The organism is Cryptosporangium aurantiacum (assembly GCF_900143005.1).
In the GTDB taxonomy this organism is placed as follows: Bacteria; Actinomycetota; Actinomycetes; order Mycobacteriales; family Cryptosporangiaceae; genus Cryptosporangium; species Cryptosporangium aurantiacum.
In genome coordinates this window covers 647,354-662,648 of sequence record NZ_FRCS01000001.1, presented here as the reverse complement: position 1 = coordinate 662,648, position 15,295 = coordinate 647,354, and the positions used below count along the sequence as shown (strand labels likewise).

At 71.0% G+C, this 15,295-nt stretch carries 15 protein-coding genes; 5 read left to right on the top strand and 10 right to left on the bottom strand.

Annotation, left to right across the window (positions count from 1 at the left end; all coding sequences use genetic code 11):
- Positions 1 to 387 precede the first annotated feature (387 nt).
- Positions 388 to 975 (top strand): hypothetical protein, encoded by a 588-nt coding sequence (locus BUB75_RS02855; RefSeq protein WP_073251096.1) that lies wholly within the window; start codon positions 388 to 390, stop codon positions 973 to 975.
- 38 nt (positions 976 to 1,013) lie between these two features.
- On the opposite strand, the gene BUB75_RS02850 is transcribed toward BUB75_RS02855, so the two are convergent.
- Positions 1,014 to 3,617, bottom strand: a complete 2,604-nt coding sequence (locus tag BUB75_RS02850) for a DNA translocase FtsK (RefSeq protein WP_084740151.1) — start codon at positions 3,615 to 3,617, stop codon at positions 1,014 to 1,016.
- A gap of 183 nt (positions 3,618 to 3,800) precedes the next feature.
- Here BUB75_RS02850 and BUB75_RS46045 point away from each other — a divergent pair, with 183 nt between their 5' ends.
- The gene (locus BUB75_RS46045; RefSeq protein ID WP_178379746.1) at positions 3,801 to 3,971 is read left to right on the top strand and encodes a hypothetical protein; all 171 of its coding nucleotides are present in this window, start codon (positions 3,801 to 3,803) and stop codon (positions 3,969 to 3,971) included.
- Positions 3,972 to 4,070: 99 nt separating this feature from the next.
- On the opposite strand, the gene BUB75_RS02845 is transcribed toward BUB75_RS46045, so the two are convergent.
- From BUB75_RS02845 to BUB75_RS02825, 5 genes are all read right to left on the bottom strand, one after another.
- Positions 4,071 to 5,756: a ribonuclease J gene (locus BUB75_RS02845; protein ID WP_073251094.1), complete on the bottom strand. Its 1,686-nt coding sequence runs from the start codon at positions 5,754 to 5,756 to the stop codon at positions 4,071 to 4,073.
- 71 nt (positions 5,757 to 5,827) lie between these two features.
- A complete protein-coding gene (gene dapA, locus BUB75_RS02840; RefSeq protein ID WP_073251092.1) occupies positions 5,828 to 6,742 on the bottom strand; it encodes a 4-hydroxy-tetrahydrodipicolinate synthase in 915 nt (304 codons plus the stop codon).
- A gap of 44 nt (positions 6,743 to 6,786) precedes the next feature.
- Complete coding sequence (gene thyX / locus BUB75_RS02835; protein WP_073251090.1) at positions 6,787 to 7,545, bottom strand: FAD-dependent thymidylate synthase; 759 nt, start codon at positions 7,543 to 7,545, stop codon at positions 6,787 to 6,789.
- A gap of 123 nt (positions 7,546 to 7,668) precedes the next feature.
- The gene (locus BUB75_RS02830; RefSeq protein WP_073251088.1) at positions 7,669 to 8,226 is read right to left on the bottom strand and encodes a DUF2752 domain-containing protein; all 558 of its coding nucleotides are present in this window, start codon (positions 8,224 to 8,226) and stop codon (positions 7,669 to 7,671) included.
- 82 nt (positions 8,227 to 8,308) lie between these two features.
- Positions 8,309 to 9,631 (bottom strand): winged helix-turn-helix domain-containing protein, encoded by a 1,323-nt coding sequence (locus BUB75_RS02825; RefSeq protein ID WP_218617254.1) that lies wholly within the window; start codon positions 9,629 to 9,631, stop codon positions 8,309 to 8,311.
- Positions 9,632 to 9,747: 116 nt separating this feature from the next.
- Between BUB75_RS02825 and BUB75_RS02820 the strand changes: the two genes are divergently transcribed.
- The 3 genes from BUB75_RS02820 to BUB75_RS02810 are packed head-to-tail and all read left to right on the top strand — an operon-like array spanning position 9,748 to position 12,135.
- Positions 9,748 to 10,887, top strand: coding sequence for a hypothetical protein (locus BUB75_RS02820; RefSeq protein ID WP_073251086.1), 1,140 nt, complete (start codon positions 9,748 to 9,750; stop codon positions 10,885 to 10,887).
- Complete coding sequence (locus tag BUB75_RS02815; protein ID WP_073251083.1) at positions 10,884 to 11,537, top strand: hypothetical protein; 654 nt, start codon at positions 10,884 to 10,886, stop codon at positions 11,535 to 11,537. The genes BUB75_RS02820 and BUB75_RS02815 overlap by 4 nt, the downstream gene beginning before the upstream one ends.
- A gap of 10 nt (positions 11,538 to 11,547) precedes the next feature.
- Positions 11,548 to 12,135, top strand: a complete 588-nt coding sequence (locus BUB75_RS02810; protein WP_073251081.1) for a GNAT family N-acetyltransferase — start codon at positions 11,548 to 11,550, stop codon at positions 12,133 to 12,135.
- Positions 12,136 to 12,185: 50 nt separating this feature from the next.
- Here BUB75_RS02810 and BUB75_RS02805 read toward each other — a convergent pair whose 3' ends face one another.
- The 4 genes from BUB75_RS02805 to BUB75_RS02790 form a co-directional block, all read right to left on the bottom strand.
- Positions 12,186 to 12,566, bottom strand: a complete 381-nt coding sequence (locus BUB75_RS02805; RefSeq protein ID WP_073251079.1) for a TFIIB-type zinc ribbon-containing protein — start codon at positions 12,564 to 12,566, stop codon at positions 12,186 to 12,188.
- Positions 12,567 to 12,632: 66 nt separating this feature from the next.
- Complete coding sequence (locus tag BUB75_RS02800) at positions 12,633 to 13,121, bottom strand: hypothetical protein (protein WP_073251077.1); 489 nt, start codon at positions 13,119 to 13,121, stop codon at positions 12,633 to 12,635.
- A gap of 1 nt (position 13,122) precedes the next feature.
- A complete protein-coding gene (gene dapB, locus BUB75_RS02795; protein WP_218617253.1) occupies positions 13,123 to 13,866 on the bottom strand; it encodes a 4-hydroxy-tetrahydrodipicolinate reductase in 744 nt (247 codons plus the stop codon).
- A 2-nt stretch (positions 13,867 to 13,868) separates the two neighbouring features.
- A complete protein-coding gene (locus BUB75_RS02790) occupies positions 13,869 to 15,290 on the bottom strand; it encodes a M16 family metallopeptidase (RefSeq protein WP_073251073.1) in 1,422 nt (473 codons plus the stop codon).
- Positions 15,291 to 15,295 lie beyond the last annotated feature (5 nt).

The window sequence follows — 15,295 nt, the reverse complement described above, 5'->3', positions numbered from 1 at the left end:
GCCAATCGCGCGTCCACCGGAGCCGGAATAACAACGGAGTCCAGATGCACGATTTCTGATACCGGAGTGGAGCCGAATTCGTCCGGCTGAGCCACCGTGACCTCCCAGACAGGTCGGTGGGTGTCCAGAGTGAACAGTGTCATCGTCCCAGCACAGCGCGGGGAAGCTCGTCGCGCCGAGGAGTCGACCCGGCGCGATGCGTTCACGTATTCGGGCAGCATCGGCTTTAGTCGACGGTGGATGAAGTCGCTGTCACCCTCGACGGTAGCTTAGTTCCCCGGCGAACTCCTACCTGATCGGAAAGGTCGCAGGGTGACAGTGGAAAATATTCCCCCGAGACTTGTCGCACTGACCTCGGTCCGCGACGTCGGCTGTACCGGAGTCACATTGCGCGCCATTTCCGAACTCGAAGAAATCGCGGATCATTCAGAACTCGTAGCGCATTGTCTTCGTTTTCTGCGGCGCGAGCTGTCCGGCTACGCGAGCCTGTGGCATCTGGAGCGCCTGCTCGAGACCGGCGACCCGCGCATCGAGCTACCTCGGTTCGCCGCACGTCTGGAGCGGGACGCCCAGGCGGCGGTGGACACCGCATACCGGCTCCTGGCCGGACGAGACGGGGGGTTCGTCAGCGCACCGAGCAGCGGGACCACCCGGCGTCTGCTGGCCCGGCTGGGCGGCGCACCGGAGAACCGGCCCGAGGCGGCGGCCACCGGGCTTGCCGGGGCCGACGCCGTGGGGCCCACCGAGATCCTCAACATCGTCGGCACGCGTGACCTGGCGGAGCGTCTGCCGACGGTCGTGGTCACGACGCCGGACCGGATCGTGCCGCAGGACGTCTTCGAGACGCTCGGATCGCCCCTGTTCGAGCGCATCCCGCTGACGCAGTTCGAGGCCGTCGTCGTGGCCGGCGAGGTCCTCACCCCGGCGGAGGTGGGCGCGCGCGCCGCGGCTCTGGCGGCAGCCCGCCCCGCGTGACTCCCGGGTGGCGCCGCTGACTCCGGCGGCGCCGCCGCTCATTCCTCCGCGGCCCCGCCGCGGAGGATCGTGAGGACCGAGTCCAGCTCGTCGGGCTTCACCAGGACGTCACGGGCCTTCGACCCTTCCGACGGCCCGACCACACCACGCGTCTCCATCAGGTCCATCAGCCGGCCCGCCTTGGCGAACCCGACGCGCAGCTTGCGCTGCAGCATCGACGTCGACCCGAACTGCGTCGTCACGACCAGCTCCACCGCCTGGCAGAGCAGGTCGAGGTCGTCGCCGATGTCCTCGTCGATCTCCTTCTTGGACGCCGTCGGCGCGGTGACGTCCTCCCGGAACTCCGGCTCGCGCTGCTCCTTGCAGAACTTGACGACAGCCGCGGTCTCGTTCTCGGTGACCCAGGCGCCCTGGATCCGGATCGGCTTGCTCGCGCCCATCGGCAGGAACAGCCCGTCACCGCGGCCGACCAGCTTCTCCGCGCCCGGCTGGTCGATGATGACCCGGGAGTCGGCCAGCGACGACGTCGAGAACGCCAGCCGCGACGGCACGTTCGCCTTGATCAGACCCGTGACGACGTCCACCGACGGCCGCTGTGTGGCCAGTACCAAGTGGATACCGGCGGCACGCGCGAGCTGCGTGATCCGCACGATCGCGTCCTCGACGTCGCGCGGCGCCACCATCATCAGGTCGGCCAACTCGTCGACGATCACCAGCAGGTACGGGTACGGGCGGTAGACCCGCTCGCTGCCGGGAGGGGCGACGATCTTGCCGCTCTTCACCCGCTTGTTGAAGTCGTCGATGTGGCGGACACCGTTCGCGGCCAGGTCCTCGTACCGCATGTCCATCTCGCGGACGACCCACTGCAGCGCGTCCGCGGCCTTCTTCGCGTTCGTGATGATCGGCGTCACCAGGTGCGGCACGCCCTCGTACAGCGTCAGCTCGACCCGCTTCGGGTCGATCAGGACCAGCCGCACCTCATCCGGGGTGGCGCGCGACAGAATGCTGGTGATCAGGCAGTTGATGAAGCTCGACTTACCGGCGCCGGTGGCGCCCGCGACCAGCAGGTGCGGCATCTTCGCGAGGTTGGCCACCACGTAGCCGCCCTCGATGTCCTTACCGAGACCGACCAGCATCGGGTGCTCGTCACTGGTCGCCACGTGGCTGCGCAGGACGTCGCCGAGCGCGACGGTCTCCCGGTCGGTGTTCGGGATCTCGACGCCGACCGCCGACTTCCCGGGGATCGGGCTGATGATCCGGACGTCCGGCGACTTGACCGCGTACGCGATGTTCCGGGAGAGCTGCGTGATGCGTTCGACCTTCACGGCCGGACCGAGCTCGATCTCGTACCGGGTCACGGTCGGGCCGCGGGTGAAGCCGGTGACCGCAGCGTCCACGTCGAACTGTTCGAACACGCCGGTCAGCGCCGCGATCACGGTGTCGTTGGCGCGGCTGCGGGTCTTCGCGGGCGGGCCAGAAGAGAGCAGCGTCGGTGGCGGCAGCCGGTAGTCGCCCTCGGTGGCGCTGAGCGCGAGCTGCTCGGAGCGGGTGGGCGCCGGGGTGTGCTCCGGGACCGCGCGCGGCGGGGTGGCCGGCACGTCCGCCGGCGAGACCGGTGCGGTGGCGCGCTTGGCTCCGGCGCGCGGCGCGGGGACGCTGTCCGGACCGGTCCGGCGGACCGCTCCGGTCTCCTCCGGGTCGCCGACGGGGCCGGTGTCCGGCGACATGCCGTCGGCGGCGCGCCTGCGGCGCCGTGGCCGGGGCGTCACGACGTCGTCGACGACGTCCAGGCCGACGTCCTCGCCTTCGAGGTCCGGCGGCAGCGCGCGCACCCGGCCCTGGGTCAGGCCCCAGAGCTGGTCGAGGCGAGCGGGGATCGCGGCGATCGGCGTCGCGGTGATCACCAGCACGCCGAAGATCACGACGAGGACCAGGATCGGGATCGCCACCCAGGCGGTGACCGCGGTGACCAGCGGACCGGCGGCGAACCGGCCGATCACGCCGCCGGCGTGCGTCCAGGTGTCGCGGTCGGCGGCGTCACCGGCGCCCAGGTGGAACAGGCCCAGTAAACCGATCGTCAGCGCGGACCAACCGACGATCATCCGGCCGCGGTGCTCGGGGTCGGCCGGTGTCCGCATCATCCGGACCGCGGCGGCGCCGAACAGCACCGGCAGCGCGACCGCGAGCGAGCCGAACAGCCACCGGACTGCCATCCGGGTCAGCTCGCCGGTCGGGCCGCCCGCGTCGAACCAGAGTGCGGCGGCCGCGACGATCGCGATGGCCAGGACGACGAGGCCCGCACCGTCGCGGCGATGCTCGGCCGGGAGGTCGCGGGCCGTGGACGCCTGGCGCCCGGCGGCCCGGACGGCTCCCCCGACGCCGCGGGCGGCGAACAGCCAGGTGTTGACGAGGATCTTTCCGGCGGCCTGGCCCGGGCCGGGTACCCGGGACGGAGCCTTGGCGCGCGCGGACGTCCGCTTCGCCGGGGCCTTGGCGCCGTTGCGGGCGGCGGCGGGCCGTCCGGACGCCTTGCGCGGGGCGGCTTTACCGGTGGTGGCCTTCCGGGGGGCAGCCTTCTTCGCGGATCCGTTCTTCGCTCCGACCGTATTCGATCCGGACGCGCGGGAACCACCACCAGCCATGGTGACGACCGTATCGTGCCGACACCCGTGTGCCGCGCTGCCGCGCCGGTCCCCGCGTCATACCACGCTGGGTAGTGGAACGATTACGAGTTGTTCGAGCGTTGTTTCCTGGAAAGCGGGAAACCCTGCTGCACCGCGATCGGAGCAGCGGAACCCACCCGCTCCACCACAGGAGGCACCACGATGGCGTCGATAATCAACAAGCTCAAGTCGTTCGCTCGGACCCCGCAGGGCCAGAAACTGATGAACCAGGCCCAGCGCGAGCTGTCGAAGCCGGGCAACCAGCAGAAGCTCCGCAAGCTCACCGACCGTCTCCGCGGCGGCGGAAGCAGCGGCGGCCGCCGGCCATACTGAGCCGCCGACCCCTACTGGGTCACACCTCGAGCACGGTCCGCGCGACTCAGTATGGGGCGGCGCCGACAGCCGCCCGCCCCTACTGAGTCACACCCTGAGTCACACCTCGAGCACGGTCGGGACGATCATGGGGCGGCGCCGATAGGTGTCCGACACCCAGCGCCCGACCGTGCGGCGCACGGTCTGCTGCAGCTGGCGAGGCTCGATGACTCCGTCGGCCGCGGCGGAGTCCAACGCCTGCTCGATCAGCGGTAGCACCGGGTCGAACGCCGTCGGGTCGTCGGCGAACCCACGGGCGGCGACGAACGGGCCGCCGACGACCTTGCCGGTGGCCTCGTCCACGACCACGGTCACCGCGATGAAACCCTCGTCACCGAGGATCCGCCGCTCGGTCAGCGCGGTCTCGCCGACGTCGCCGACCGCCAGACCGTCCACGTAGACGTAGTGGTTCTCGACGTGGCCGGTGATCCGCGCGACGCCGTCCACCAGGTCGACGACGTCACCGTCCGCACAGAGCACGATCCGGTCGTCCGGCACACCGGTCTGGCCCGCCAGGCGCGCATGCGCCTGCAGGTGCCGCCACTCGCCGTGCACCGGCATGAAGTTGCGCGGCCGCACCGCGTTCAGCAGGTACAGCAGCTCACCGGCCGGCGCATGACCCGAGACGTGAACCTTGGCCACTTCCTTGTGGATCACGTTCGCGCCCCACCGGGCCAGCCCGTTGATGACGCGGTAGACCGCCGACTCGTTACCGGGCACCAACGACGACGCCAAGATGATCGTGTCGCCGGGCTCGATCGTGATGTGCCGGTGGTCGCGGGACGCCATCCGTCCGAGCGCGCTCATCGGTTCGCCCTGGGAGCCGGTCGACATGAACACGACCCGCTCCGGCGGCAGGCTGGCCGCGTCGTCGAGCGACACGACCAGGCCCTCGGGGATCCGGAGCAGCTTGAGGTCACGGGCCACGCCCATGTTCCGCACCATCGACCGGCCGACGAACGCGACCCGCCTGCCGTGCGCGTGCGCCGCGTCCAGCACCTGCTGCACACGGTGGACGTGAGACGCGAAGCTCGCCACGATGATGCGCTTGGTGGCGTTCCGGAACAGGTCATCGAGGACCGGACCGATCTCGCGCTCCGCGGTGACGAAGCCCGGCACCTCGGCGTTCGTCGAGTCCGAGAGCAGCAGGTCGACGCCCTCGCGTCCGATTCGGTGGAAGCCGCCGAGGTCGGTCAGCCTGCCGTCGAGCGGCAGCTGGTCCATCTTGAAGTCACCGGTGTGCAGCACGGTGCCCGCCGCCGTCCGGATCGCCACCGCAAGCGCGTCCGGAATCGAGTGGTTGACCGCGAAGAACTCGCAGCCGAACGGGCCGAGCTGCTCGGCCTGCCCCTCCCGCACGGTCAGGCTGTACGGCTCGATCCGGTGTTCGCGGAGCTTGGCCTCGATCAGCGCGAGCGTGAAGCGCGAGCCCACCAGCGGGATGTCCGGCTTGAGGCGCAGCAGGTACGGCACCCCGCCGATGTGGTCCTCGTGTCCGTGCGTGAGGACGATCGCCTCGACGTCGTCCAGGCGGTCGGCGATCGGCGTGAAGTCCGGCAGGATCAGGTCGACGCCCGGCTGGTCCGCTTCCGGGAAGAGGACACCGCAGTCGACGATCAGCAACCGCCCCTCGGCCTCGAACACCGTCATGTTGCGGCCGATCGCGCCCAGGCCACCGAGCGGCAGCACACGCAGCCCTCCGGCCGGAAGCGGCGGCGGCGGGCCGAGGTCCGCCGGAACCGTCATCGCCTCGACACCTCCGACCGCTGCTGGACCACCCCGGCCTCGCCGCGAGCCTTTGTCGGGGGATGCAACGGTCATGCGGCCTCCTCATCGCCGAGCACCACGCCGCCACGGGCGAGGTCACTGCGAAGCGTCGCGATTTGTTCTGCGGTCGCATCGACGAGCGGCGAACGCACGGACCCGGCGGGCAGGCCGAGCAAGTTGTAAGCAGCCTTCGTCAGGATCGCCGCCTGGGTGCGGAACACGCCGACGTCGACCGGGAGCATGCCCTGGTGCAGCGTGCGCGCGGCCGCCACGTCGCCGCGCTCGAACGCGTCGATCATCTCGCGGATGCGTGGACCGACCAGGTGCCCGGTCACGCTGACGACACCCACCGCGCCGACCGAGAGCAGCGGCAGCGTCAGGATGTCGTCGCCGCTGTAGTACGCCAGGTCGGACCCGGCGATCACCTCGGCACTCGCGGCGAGGTCGCCCTTGGCGTCCTTCACCGCGACCACCCGCGGGTGCTCGGCGAGCGCGATCAGCGTCTCGGTGGCGAACGCCACGCCGGTGCGGTGCGGGATGTCGTACAGCATCACCGGCAGGCCGGTCGCGTCCGCGATCGTGCGGACGTGCCGTTCCAGACCCGCCTGCGGCGGCTTGTTGTAGTACGGCGAGACGACGAGGAGCCCGTCGGCACCCGCCTTCTCCGCGGTCCGGGCGAGCTCCACCGAGTGGCGGGTGTCGTTGTTGCCGGCCCCGGCGACGATCGTCGCCCGGTCGCCGACGGCCTCGACGACCGCGCGGAGCACCGACTCCTTCTCGGCATCGGTCATCGTCGGCGCCTCGCCGGTGGTTCCGTTGACGATCAGGCCGTCGTTGCCCGCCACGTCGATGAGGTGTTCTGCGACCTTCTGGGCGCCTTTGAGGTCGAGCGATCCGTCCGCCGTGAAGGGCGTGATCATGGCGGTGAGGAAGCGGCCGAACGGCCGCCGTAGTTCGGCGCTCATGCTGCTCACGCTACCGTCCCGACGGCCGGAACGCGTCGGGGGACTCAGCCCTCGGTGACCAGCGGACTGGTCGCGACCTCGGTGCCGTCCGGGAGCGTGTCGATCGTGAAGTCGGCGAACGCGTTGGCCGCGATCCGCTGCAGCTCCCGCAGGCACGCGATGGCCAGCGCACGGATCTCCACGTCGGCGGCCTCGGTGGCCCGCATCGCGATGAAATGCCGCCACGCACGGTAATTGCCGGTCACGACGATGCGCGTCTCGGTCGCGTTCGGCAGCACCGACCGGGCGGCCTGGCGGGCCTGCTTGCGGGCCAGCGTCCGGTTGGTCGCGCCTTCCTCGGCGAACTTCTTCTCCAGCCCTTCGAGCAGCGTCGTGTAGGCAGCGACGCTGGCCTCCGCGGCCTTCGTGAACGCCTCGTGCAGCTCCGGGTCGGCCGCGATGATGTCCGGCTCGACCATCGCCGCGTCCCGCTCCGGCACGTACCGCTGGGAGAGCTGGCTGTACGAGAAGTGACGGTGCCGGATCAGCTCGTGGGTCAGCGACCGGGAGACACCGGTCAGGTAGAACGTGACGCTGCCGTGCTCGAGCACGGAGAGGTGGCCGACGTCCAGGATGTGCCGAAGGTAACCCGCGTTCGTCGCGGTGGCCGGGTTCGGCTTGCGCCACGACTGGTAGCAGGCCCGGCCGGCGAACTCGGCGAGTGCCTCGCCACCCTCGGCGTCGGTCGACCAGTCGACGTCGGCCGGAGGCTCGAAGTGCGTCCAGGCGATCGCGCGGACAGTCAGCGGCACGATCTCGGCCACGGTGTCTCCCTGCTGTTCGGAGTGAATCTTTTTCGACCGGCGCTTACTGAGGTCGTTTGACCGGTAAGAAGGCCGGAGGTCGAAAAAGGTTCATCGGGGTTCCCCGTCAGCATACGAAGAAGATCAGGATACGAAGAACCAGGAGAACGGCGCCCAGGGCAGGTTCCGCAATACGGCGAACACGACCCAGAACCCGAGGAACCCGAGGATCGCGACCAGCGGGATCCGCTTGCTCGGCAGCTGGACGCCGAAGAACCGCTTCGCGGCGAGGACCACGTACGCCCAGGCGAGGATCGGCACCGCGATCAACGCGACGAGGTGGTGGCGGGCGGCCTGCAGGACGTCACCGTGCAGCAGGTACCAGACCATCCGGGTACCGCCGCACCCCGGGCAGTCGAAGCCGGTGAGCATCTTGAACGCGCACGGACCGAGCGGGTCGAGCCGCGTGTCGGTCGGATCGTTGGTCAGCACGTAGGTGCTCGCGGCACCGATGCATCCGAGGATCGTCAGCGGAGCCAGCCACGACGGCTTGGTCCAGGCCGCCAGCGCCAGCCGCTCGATCCGGCTTGGCGGGGCCTCCTGCCACATGTACGCGTCGTGGGGGTGCGTGCCCTCGTGGGGCGGCGGCACCGGTGCACCTGCCGGCGCCAACGGCCCCGGCGCCCCGGCTTGCTCGAGCATCCGTTCTCCTCCGCTCCCTCTGTGGCGACGATACACGCGCGAAGCGACCGCAGTCCCTCGCTCGTCCGGCTCGGGATCGGGATCAGCCGGCGGCCAGCGCCGCCGTCAGCGGAACCGCGAGGTCGCCGTTCGGCGCCACCTGAACGCTGTCGAGGCCCAGCCAGCCCGCGAGCGAACGCAGCTCGACGGCGAGCGCGGCCACGGCGTCGGCCGCGAACGCCCGCCGACGCGCGGCCGCTCCCCGCGCGGGTGTCTCGCCGTCGCCGTCCGGCACCAGCGGATCGGCCAGGACCACCGGTTCGCCGAACACCCCCGGCACCCGGAGCACGCCTGCCGCCCGGTCGGCCTTGAGGTCGACGCGGCCGACGAGCTGCCCGCGGAACAGGAACGGCAGCACGTAGTAGCCGTGGATTCGGCGCTCGGCCGGCGTGTAGATCTCCAGCCGGTAGTGGAAGTCGAACAGCCGCTCGGTGCGCGGCCGGAACCAGACCAGCGAGTCGAATGGCGAGAGCAGCGCGGTGGCGCCCACCCGGCGGGGCACCCGGGCGTCCGCGGCGAGGTAGGCCACGTCGCGCCAGCCCTCCACCGACACCGGGACCAGCGCACCCTCCTCGACGAGTTCGGCGACCGCCGGCTTGGACTGAGCGGGTTTGAGCCGGAAGTAGTCGCGCAGGTCGGGTTCGGTGGCGACGCCGAGCGCGCGAGCGGAGATGCGGATCAGTTCGCGGTAGGCGTCGGCGGGTTCGGGCGTGGGGGTCGCGATCACCTCGGGCGGCAGGACCCGTTCGGTGAGGTCGTAGCGGCGCTCGAAGTTGCGCCGATCGACGGTGGTGACCTCACCGGCCCAGAACAGGTACTCCAGCGCGAGCTTGGACTCCCGCCAGTCCCACCACGGCCCGGAGCGGGGCGCACGAGGCCCGTTCTCCGCTTCCAGTTCGCCCGCGGTCATCGGGCCGCGCTCGGCGATCGTCGCCCGGACGTTCGCCACCACCTCGGGCTTCTCCGCGGCGATCCGCCGCATGCCACCCCAGGCGTGGTCGGCTGCCTGCGCCATCCGCCAGCGCAGCAGCGGCTGGACCTCGACCGGCAGCAGCGACGCCTCGTGCGCCCAGTACTCGAACAGCTGTCGTTGCGGCCGGTAGGCGGCGCGCTCCAACAGCTCGACCGGGTAGGCGCCGAGCCTGCTGAAGAGCGGGAGGTAGTGGGAGCGAACCAGCACGTTCACCGAGTCGATCTGGAACAGGCCGACCCGGTCGAGCACCCGGCGTAGCGCCCGGGGACCGGGGCGGCCGGCCGGACGTGGGTCGGCGAAGCCCTGCGCCGCGAGCGCGGCACGCCGGGCCTCCGCGGCCGACAGAGTCTGGGTGGGGCCCGGCCGGCGTGCGGCCGGCAAGGTGCTGCTCACGCGAGTCGCCTTCCGGATCGTCGACAGTCCGGGCCAGTGTGCTCTGCGCCTCCGACAATTCTGTCCGGGCAGTCGTCCCGGGAGCCACTGCTGACGCTTCTGACAAGATGCGAATCATGCGCGTGGCTGCTGGCGACTCGTGGTTCGTAGGCCCGGCGGAGGCGTCCCGGCGGTACGAGTTGCTCGTACTCGCTGCGGACAATGGGGACGGCGAAGTCTGGCGGGCTCGCGGGGTTGACGCCGCCGGCGCGGAGTCGCAGTACGCGATCACGATCCTCGACGCCGAGGACTCCGACGGATGGCGCTCGCGCATCCATCCGGCGCCGGCTGACGTCCGCGAAGTGTTCCTCGCTCCGGCGCGGGGCGATTCGACGCGTCAGCGGCTCTACGTCGTGCGGGCGTGGATCGCCGGTTCGGGCATGCACGAGGCGCTGCAGGCCGGCGCCCTCCGAGGGCCTGACGTGCCGTCCGATCAGCATCCGCCGCCGTCCGTCGACTACCCGATGCCACCCTCGGTCCATCCGGCATCGGGCGGTTCGCCGTGGATCTTCCCCGGCGCACCCGCAGTGCCCCCGAGGAAGAAGCGCACCGGCCTGATCGTCGGGCTCGCCGTCGTCCTCCCCCTGCTCCTGGTTTTAGGCTGCTGCGCGTTCCTGTCGTTCTCGTCCTCCGAGTCCGATCGCACGGATGTGCTCGCTGCCTCGCCGACACGATCCGTCGACCGGTCGACGCCGCCGCCAGCCGCCGACGTGATCGCCAGGGCGCTCGTCACCCCGGAGGACGCGCTGGCCGCCACCGGCTCGCGGGTCGACAGCACCGCGACCTGGCCACCGGATCGCGTCGTCACGCTCTCGCCGTTCCAGCTCTGTGACACGGGGTCGGTGGCCGGCGACGGAATCGGTTCCCAGGACGCCAACGGGCTCGGCATCGTCGGCGTGGAGGACGCCGTCGGGATCTCCTCCGCGGTCGCCGGCTTCTACGGTCGCTACAGCGCCGAGTACTTCGGACAGGTGCGCGCGCACGCCCAGGAGTGCGGCTGGCAGGAGTTCAGCGTCCCGGCACTGGGCGACGAGTCGTTCGCGGCATTCGGGCACACGGCGACCATCAACGAGGCAACCGCCGTCATCGTCGTCCGCTCCGGCCAGAGTGTCCTGGTGCTCGCGGTCGACGCCCATCAGAAGTCCGTCAGCTACCAACGCTATGCGGTCGCGATGGCGACCCGGATGGCACCCCGGCTCCCGAAGAGCGACAAGTGACGTCTTCCGATCCGGCCGCCGACGCAACGCTGCGGGCGGGCTGGTCCAGCGCCTGCGGCCTCTACGAGCACCTGAGCCAGGGTGGGACGCTGCGCGCCGATCCGCGCACGCCACTGCGTCTGCGGCCGGACGAAAACCACTACGCCACCGCGGTTCTGGGATACGCGCGTTTCTACGGCACGACGGTCGAGTACCAGCAGAGCAGCAGTCTCTGGTTCGGTTCGCCCGCGTTCGTGCTCGGAGGGCTCGCGGTGGAAGCGATCACCAACCAGCAGGCGAGAAACCGGGCGGCGGCGATGGCGGCGGTCCAGTGGCGTGATCACGCTCTGGTCCGGACCGCGCTGACCGACCAGCGGATCCTGTGCGACCACGGCGGAGAGTGGCTGAGCTTCTGGCACGAAGGGGCGCAGGAACTCGTCGTCGACCTCACCCGCTGGGCGTTCGTGCTGCGCTTCGAGGTAGGCGCAGCGCTGATGCTGCACGGTCCGGCCGCACCGTGGTTCGCGGTCGCGGTCTCCTGGCTGGTGTACGGCCCGCGTGGGCTGGAGATGCCCGGGTTCGCGCCCCTCGTCGCCGCGATCGCCGCCCGTCGGGCCACGATCCAGCAGGCACCGCGGGCGATCGAACCCGGCGCCGGCGACGGGTACTAGGCTTCCCGCCATGGTCGACGCGTTTGTCCGGCCGGCGCGGCCGGATGATGCCGTCGCCGTGGCCCGCCTCCAACTCGCCACCTGGCGTATTGCCTACGCCCAGGTGATCCCGGCGACCGTTCTCGATGCGTTGGAAGAGGACGAGGTCGCCGCGCAGTGGCATTCGGCGATCGTCGAGCCGCCGACACCGCGGCATCGGTTGCTCGTGGCCTACGAGGGCGCGGAGATCGTCGGGTTCGCGGCGATCGGACCCGCCTCGGGCGAGGACCTCGTCGGCCCCGGGTACGCGTCCGAGGCACCGACCGCGGCCGGCGAGTGGGACGCCACCGCGCTACTGGTCAACACGCTGCTGGTCGAGCCGCGCTGGGGGCGGCGCGGCCACGGCAGCCGCCTGCTCGCCGCCGTCGCCGACCTCGCGCGGCAGCAGGGCTTCACCCGGGCGGTGGCCTGGGTACTGGAGGCCGACCAGGCCACCCGCAGCCTGCTGGAGTCGACCGGTTGGGCTCCCGACGGCGTCGGCCGCGTCCTGGACATGGACGGCACCGAAGTCGCCGAGATCCGCCTGGTCACCGACCTCACCCCCGCCGACCCCCAGTAACGCCGAATCCGCCCCCACGAAGGTGGGAGCGGATTCGGTCGGCGGACTACTCAGCCGAAAAGGTCATCAAAAAAAGACTTGTTGCGGCGGTGACCGCGGTGGCGACGGTGGCCGTGGTGGCCGTAGGAACCGTGCGTCCCGTACCGCGCCGAGTGCGACGAGTGGGTGGGATACGGCTGCTGCTGCCCGTAACCGGGCTGTGCGTAACCGGGCTGGCCGTGCGTCGGGTACCCCTGGGCCGGATACCCCGGCGCGGGCGGCGGCGCGCTGGGCGCCCCGTGCGAGCCCCGGGAGTACTTGTCCTCCGCGTCGACCAACCGCTCCAGCTCACCGCGGTCGAGGAAGATTCCCCGGCACTCGCTGCACTGGTCGATGGTCACGCCGGCTCGCTCGTACTGTCGCATCGGTGCCTGGCACTTCGGACAGATCATGACCGGGAGGCCTCCTCATAGGTTGCTGGCGCACTATGAACGGTTAGTCACCGTTCATAGGTTCCGCTAGAGATTCTGCCCCGTCCGCGCATCCCCGGGGGACAACGGCCCGGTCGATCCGCCGTCGTGCAGCGAAATCGACCGGCGCAGCGCCGCCCGCGCCCGGCGCCGATCGCCGGAGTCGTCGTACGCCAGGCTGAGCCGGAACCAGCGCCGCCAGTCCTCCGGGTCCTCCTCCAGCTCGGCCTGCCGGACCGCGAACCGCTCGTCCGCGGCCTCCCGCACCGGACGGCCGGACGGCCGTCGCGGCAGGTCGTCGACGGGGAGCCCGCCCTCGTCCGCGAGTTCGTCGGCCAGCCGCTGCGCGGCGCGGCCGAACTTGATCTCGAGCCAGACCAGCCAGGACGCCAGCAGCGGCAGCGCCAGCATCGCGACGCCGAGCCCGACCAGCAGCAGGTCGCCGGTCCGAAGCAGGACGAGCCCCCGGTTCACGGCGATCGCCAGGTAGACGGCGAGGACCACGACCAGGACGGCGACGATGGCCTTGATCTTCATGTCACAGGTCCAGCAGCGGATCGAGGCCGACGGTCAGCCCCGGACGGTTGGTCACTTTACGGACGGCTAGCAGCACGCCCGGCATGAACGACGTGCGGTCGAACGAGTCGTGCCGGATCGTGAGCGTCTCCCCCGCCGCACCGAACAGCACCTCCTGGTGCGCGACCAGGCCACGTGCCCGGACCGAGTGCACCGGGATGCCGGCGATCGCGGCCCCGCGGGCTCCGGCGACCAGGTCGGTGGTGGCGTCGGGCGGTGCACCGAGGCCGGCGGACGCCCGCGCGGCCGAGATTCGCTCGGCGGTCAGCCGGGCGGTGCCGCTGGGGGCGTCGACCTTCTGCGGGTGGTGCAGTTCGACGATCTCGACCGACTCGAAGTAGCGCGCCGCGGTCTCGGCGAACCGCATCATCAGCACGGCGCCGAGCGCGAAGTTCGGCACGACGGCCACGCCCACCTCGGGCGCGGAGGCCAGCCAGCCGCGAACCGTGTCGAGACGCTCCTCGGTGAAACCGGTGGTGCCGGTGACGACGTGCAAGCCGCGCTCGACGCACCACCGCACGTTGTCGAGCACGGCGTCCGGGCGGGTGAACTCCACGACCACCTGAGCGTCGGTGAGCGCGTCGAGCGGATCGCCCGATCCGATCTGAGCCACCAGCTCCAGGTCGTCGGCGGCGGTCACCGCACGGACCGCCTCAGCGCCCATCCGCCCGCGCGCACCGATCACGCCGACCCGCGTCGCTCCCACGTTTATGCCCGTCCTTCCGAAGGAGTGGTCCGCCGGGCGGCCTCCGCGACGCTGCCGCGGTCACCACCCAGGTCGAACCCGTCGAAGTCGGTCTCGGCGAACGGCCCGACGACGCCGAGCGAGACCGGTCCGGTGAAGAGGTCGTCGGCGATCGCCCGGACGTCGTCCGGAGTCACCGCGTCGATCCGAGCCAGCACCTCGTCGATCGAGAGGATGTTGCCGTACAGCAGCTCGGCCTTACCGATCCGGCTCATCCGGGAGCCGGTGTCCTCCAGGCCGAGCACGGTCGCACCGCGCAGCATGCCCTTGCCCCGCCGGACCTCCTCGTCGGTGAGGCCGGACGTGGCGACCCGGTCGAGTTCCGACCGCATCAGGTCGAGGACGTCGTGGGCTCGCCGTGGGGCGCACCCGGCGTAGACGCCGAACAGACCGGCATCGGCGTACTGGGTGTCGTAGGAGTAGACCGAGTAGGCCAGCCCTCGCTGCTCCCGGATCTCCTGGAACAGTCGGCTGCTCATGCCCCCACCGAGCGCCTGGTCGAGGACGCCGAGCGCGAACCGCCGCTCGTCGTGCCGATCGAGTGCGGGCACGCCCAGCACCAGATGCGCCTGCTCGGTCTCCTTGGCCCGCACCGCGAGCGTCGGCCGGGCCGCGCTGACCGCCGCACCACGGCGGGGCGCGACCGGCTCGCCGCCGGGCAGGTCCCGGGTCGCGGCGTCGAACGCGGCGGCGACCAGCCGGACCGTCTCGTCGTGGTCGAGGTTGCCCGCGGCGGAGACGACCAGCTGCGGCGGCGTGTACCGGCGGCGGTAGAAGCCGGCGACCTGCGCGCGGTTCATCGCGGTGATCGACTCGGTGGTGCCGATCACCGGGCGGCCGAGCGGGTGGTCGCCGTAGAGCGCGGTCGTGAACAGGTCGTGCACGACGTCGCTCGGCTCGTCGTCGTGCATGGCGATCTCTTCCAGGATCACCTGGCGTTCGACCTCCAGGTCGGACGCGGTGACCAGGGACGAGGTCAGCATGTCGCAGACGACGTCGACGGCGAGCGGCAGGTCGCTGTCGAGCACCCGCGCGTAGTAGCAGGTGTACTCCTTCGCGGTGAACGCGTTGGTGTCGCCGCCGACCGCTTCGATCTGCGCCGAGATGTCCCAGGCGTTACGCCGGCGCGTGCCCTTGAACAGCAGGTGTTCGAGGAAGTGCGACGCACCGGCCAGCCGCGGGGTCTCGTCGCGGGAACCGATGCCGACCCAGATGCCGAACGAGACGCTGCGGACGGTCGGCAGCGCCTCGGTGACGATGCGCAGGCCGTTCGGGAGAACGGTTCGGCGGACGGTGCCGCCGAACCGCGCGTCAGCAACCCCGGAGGGGACCACGGCGCGTGCCGCGATCCCCTCCGGGCGGGCGAACTGCCCGCGGTAAGTCACTGGCG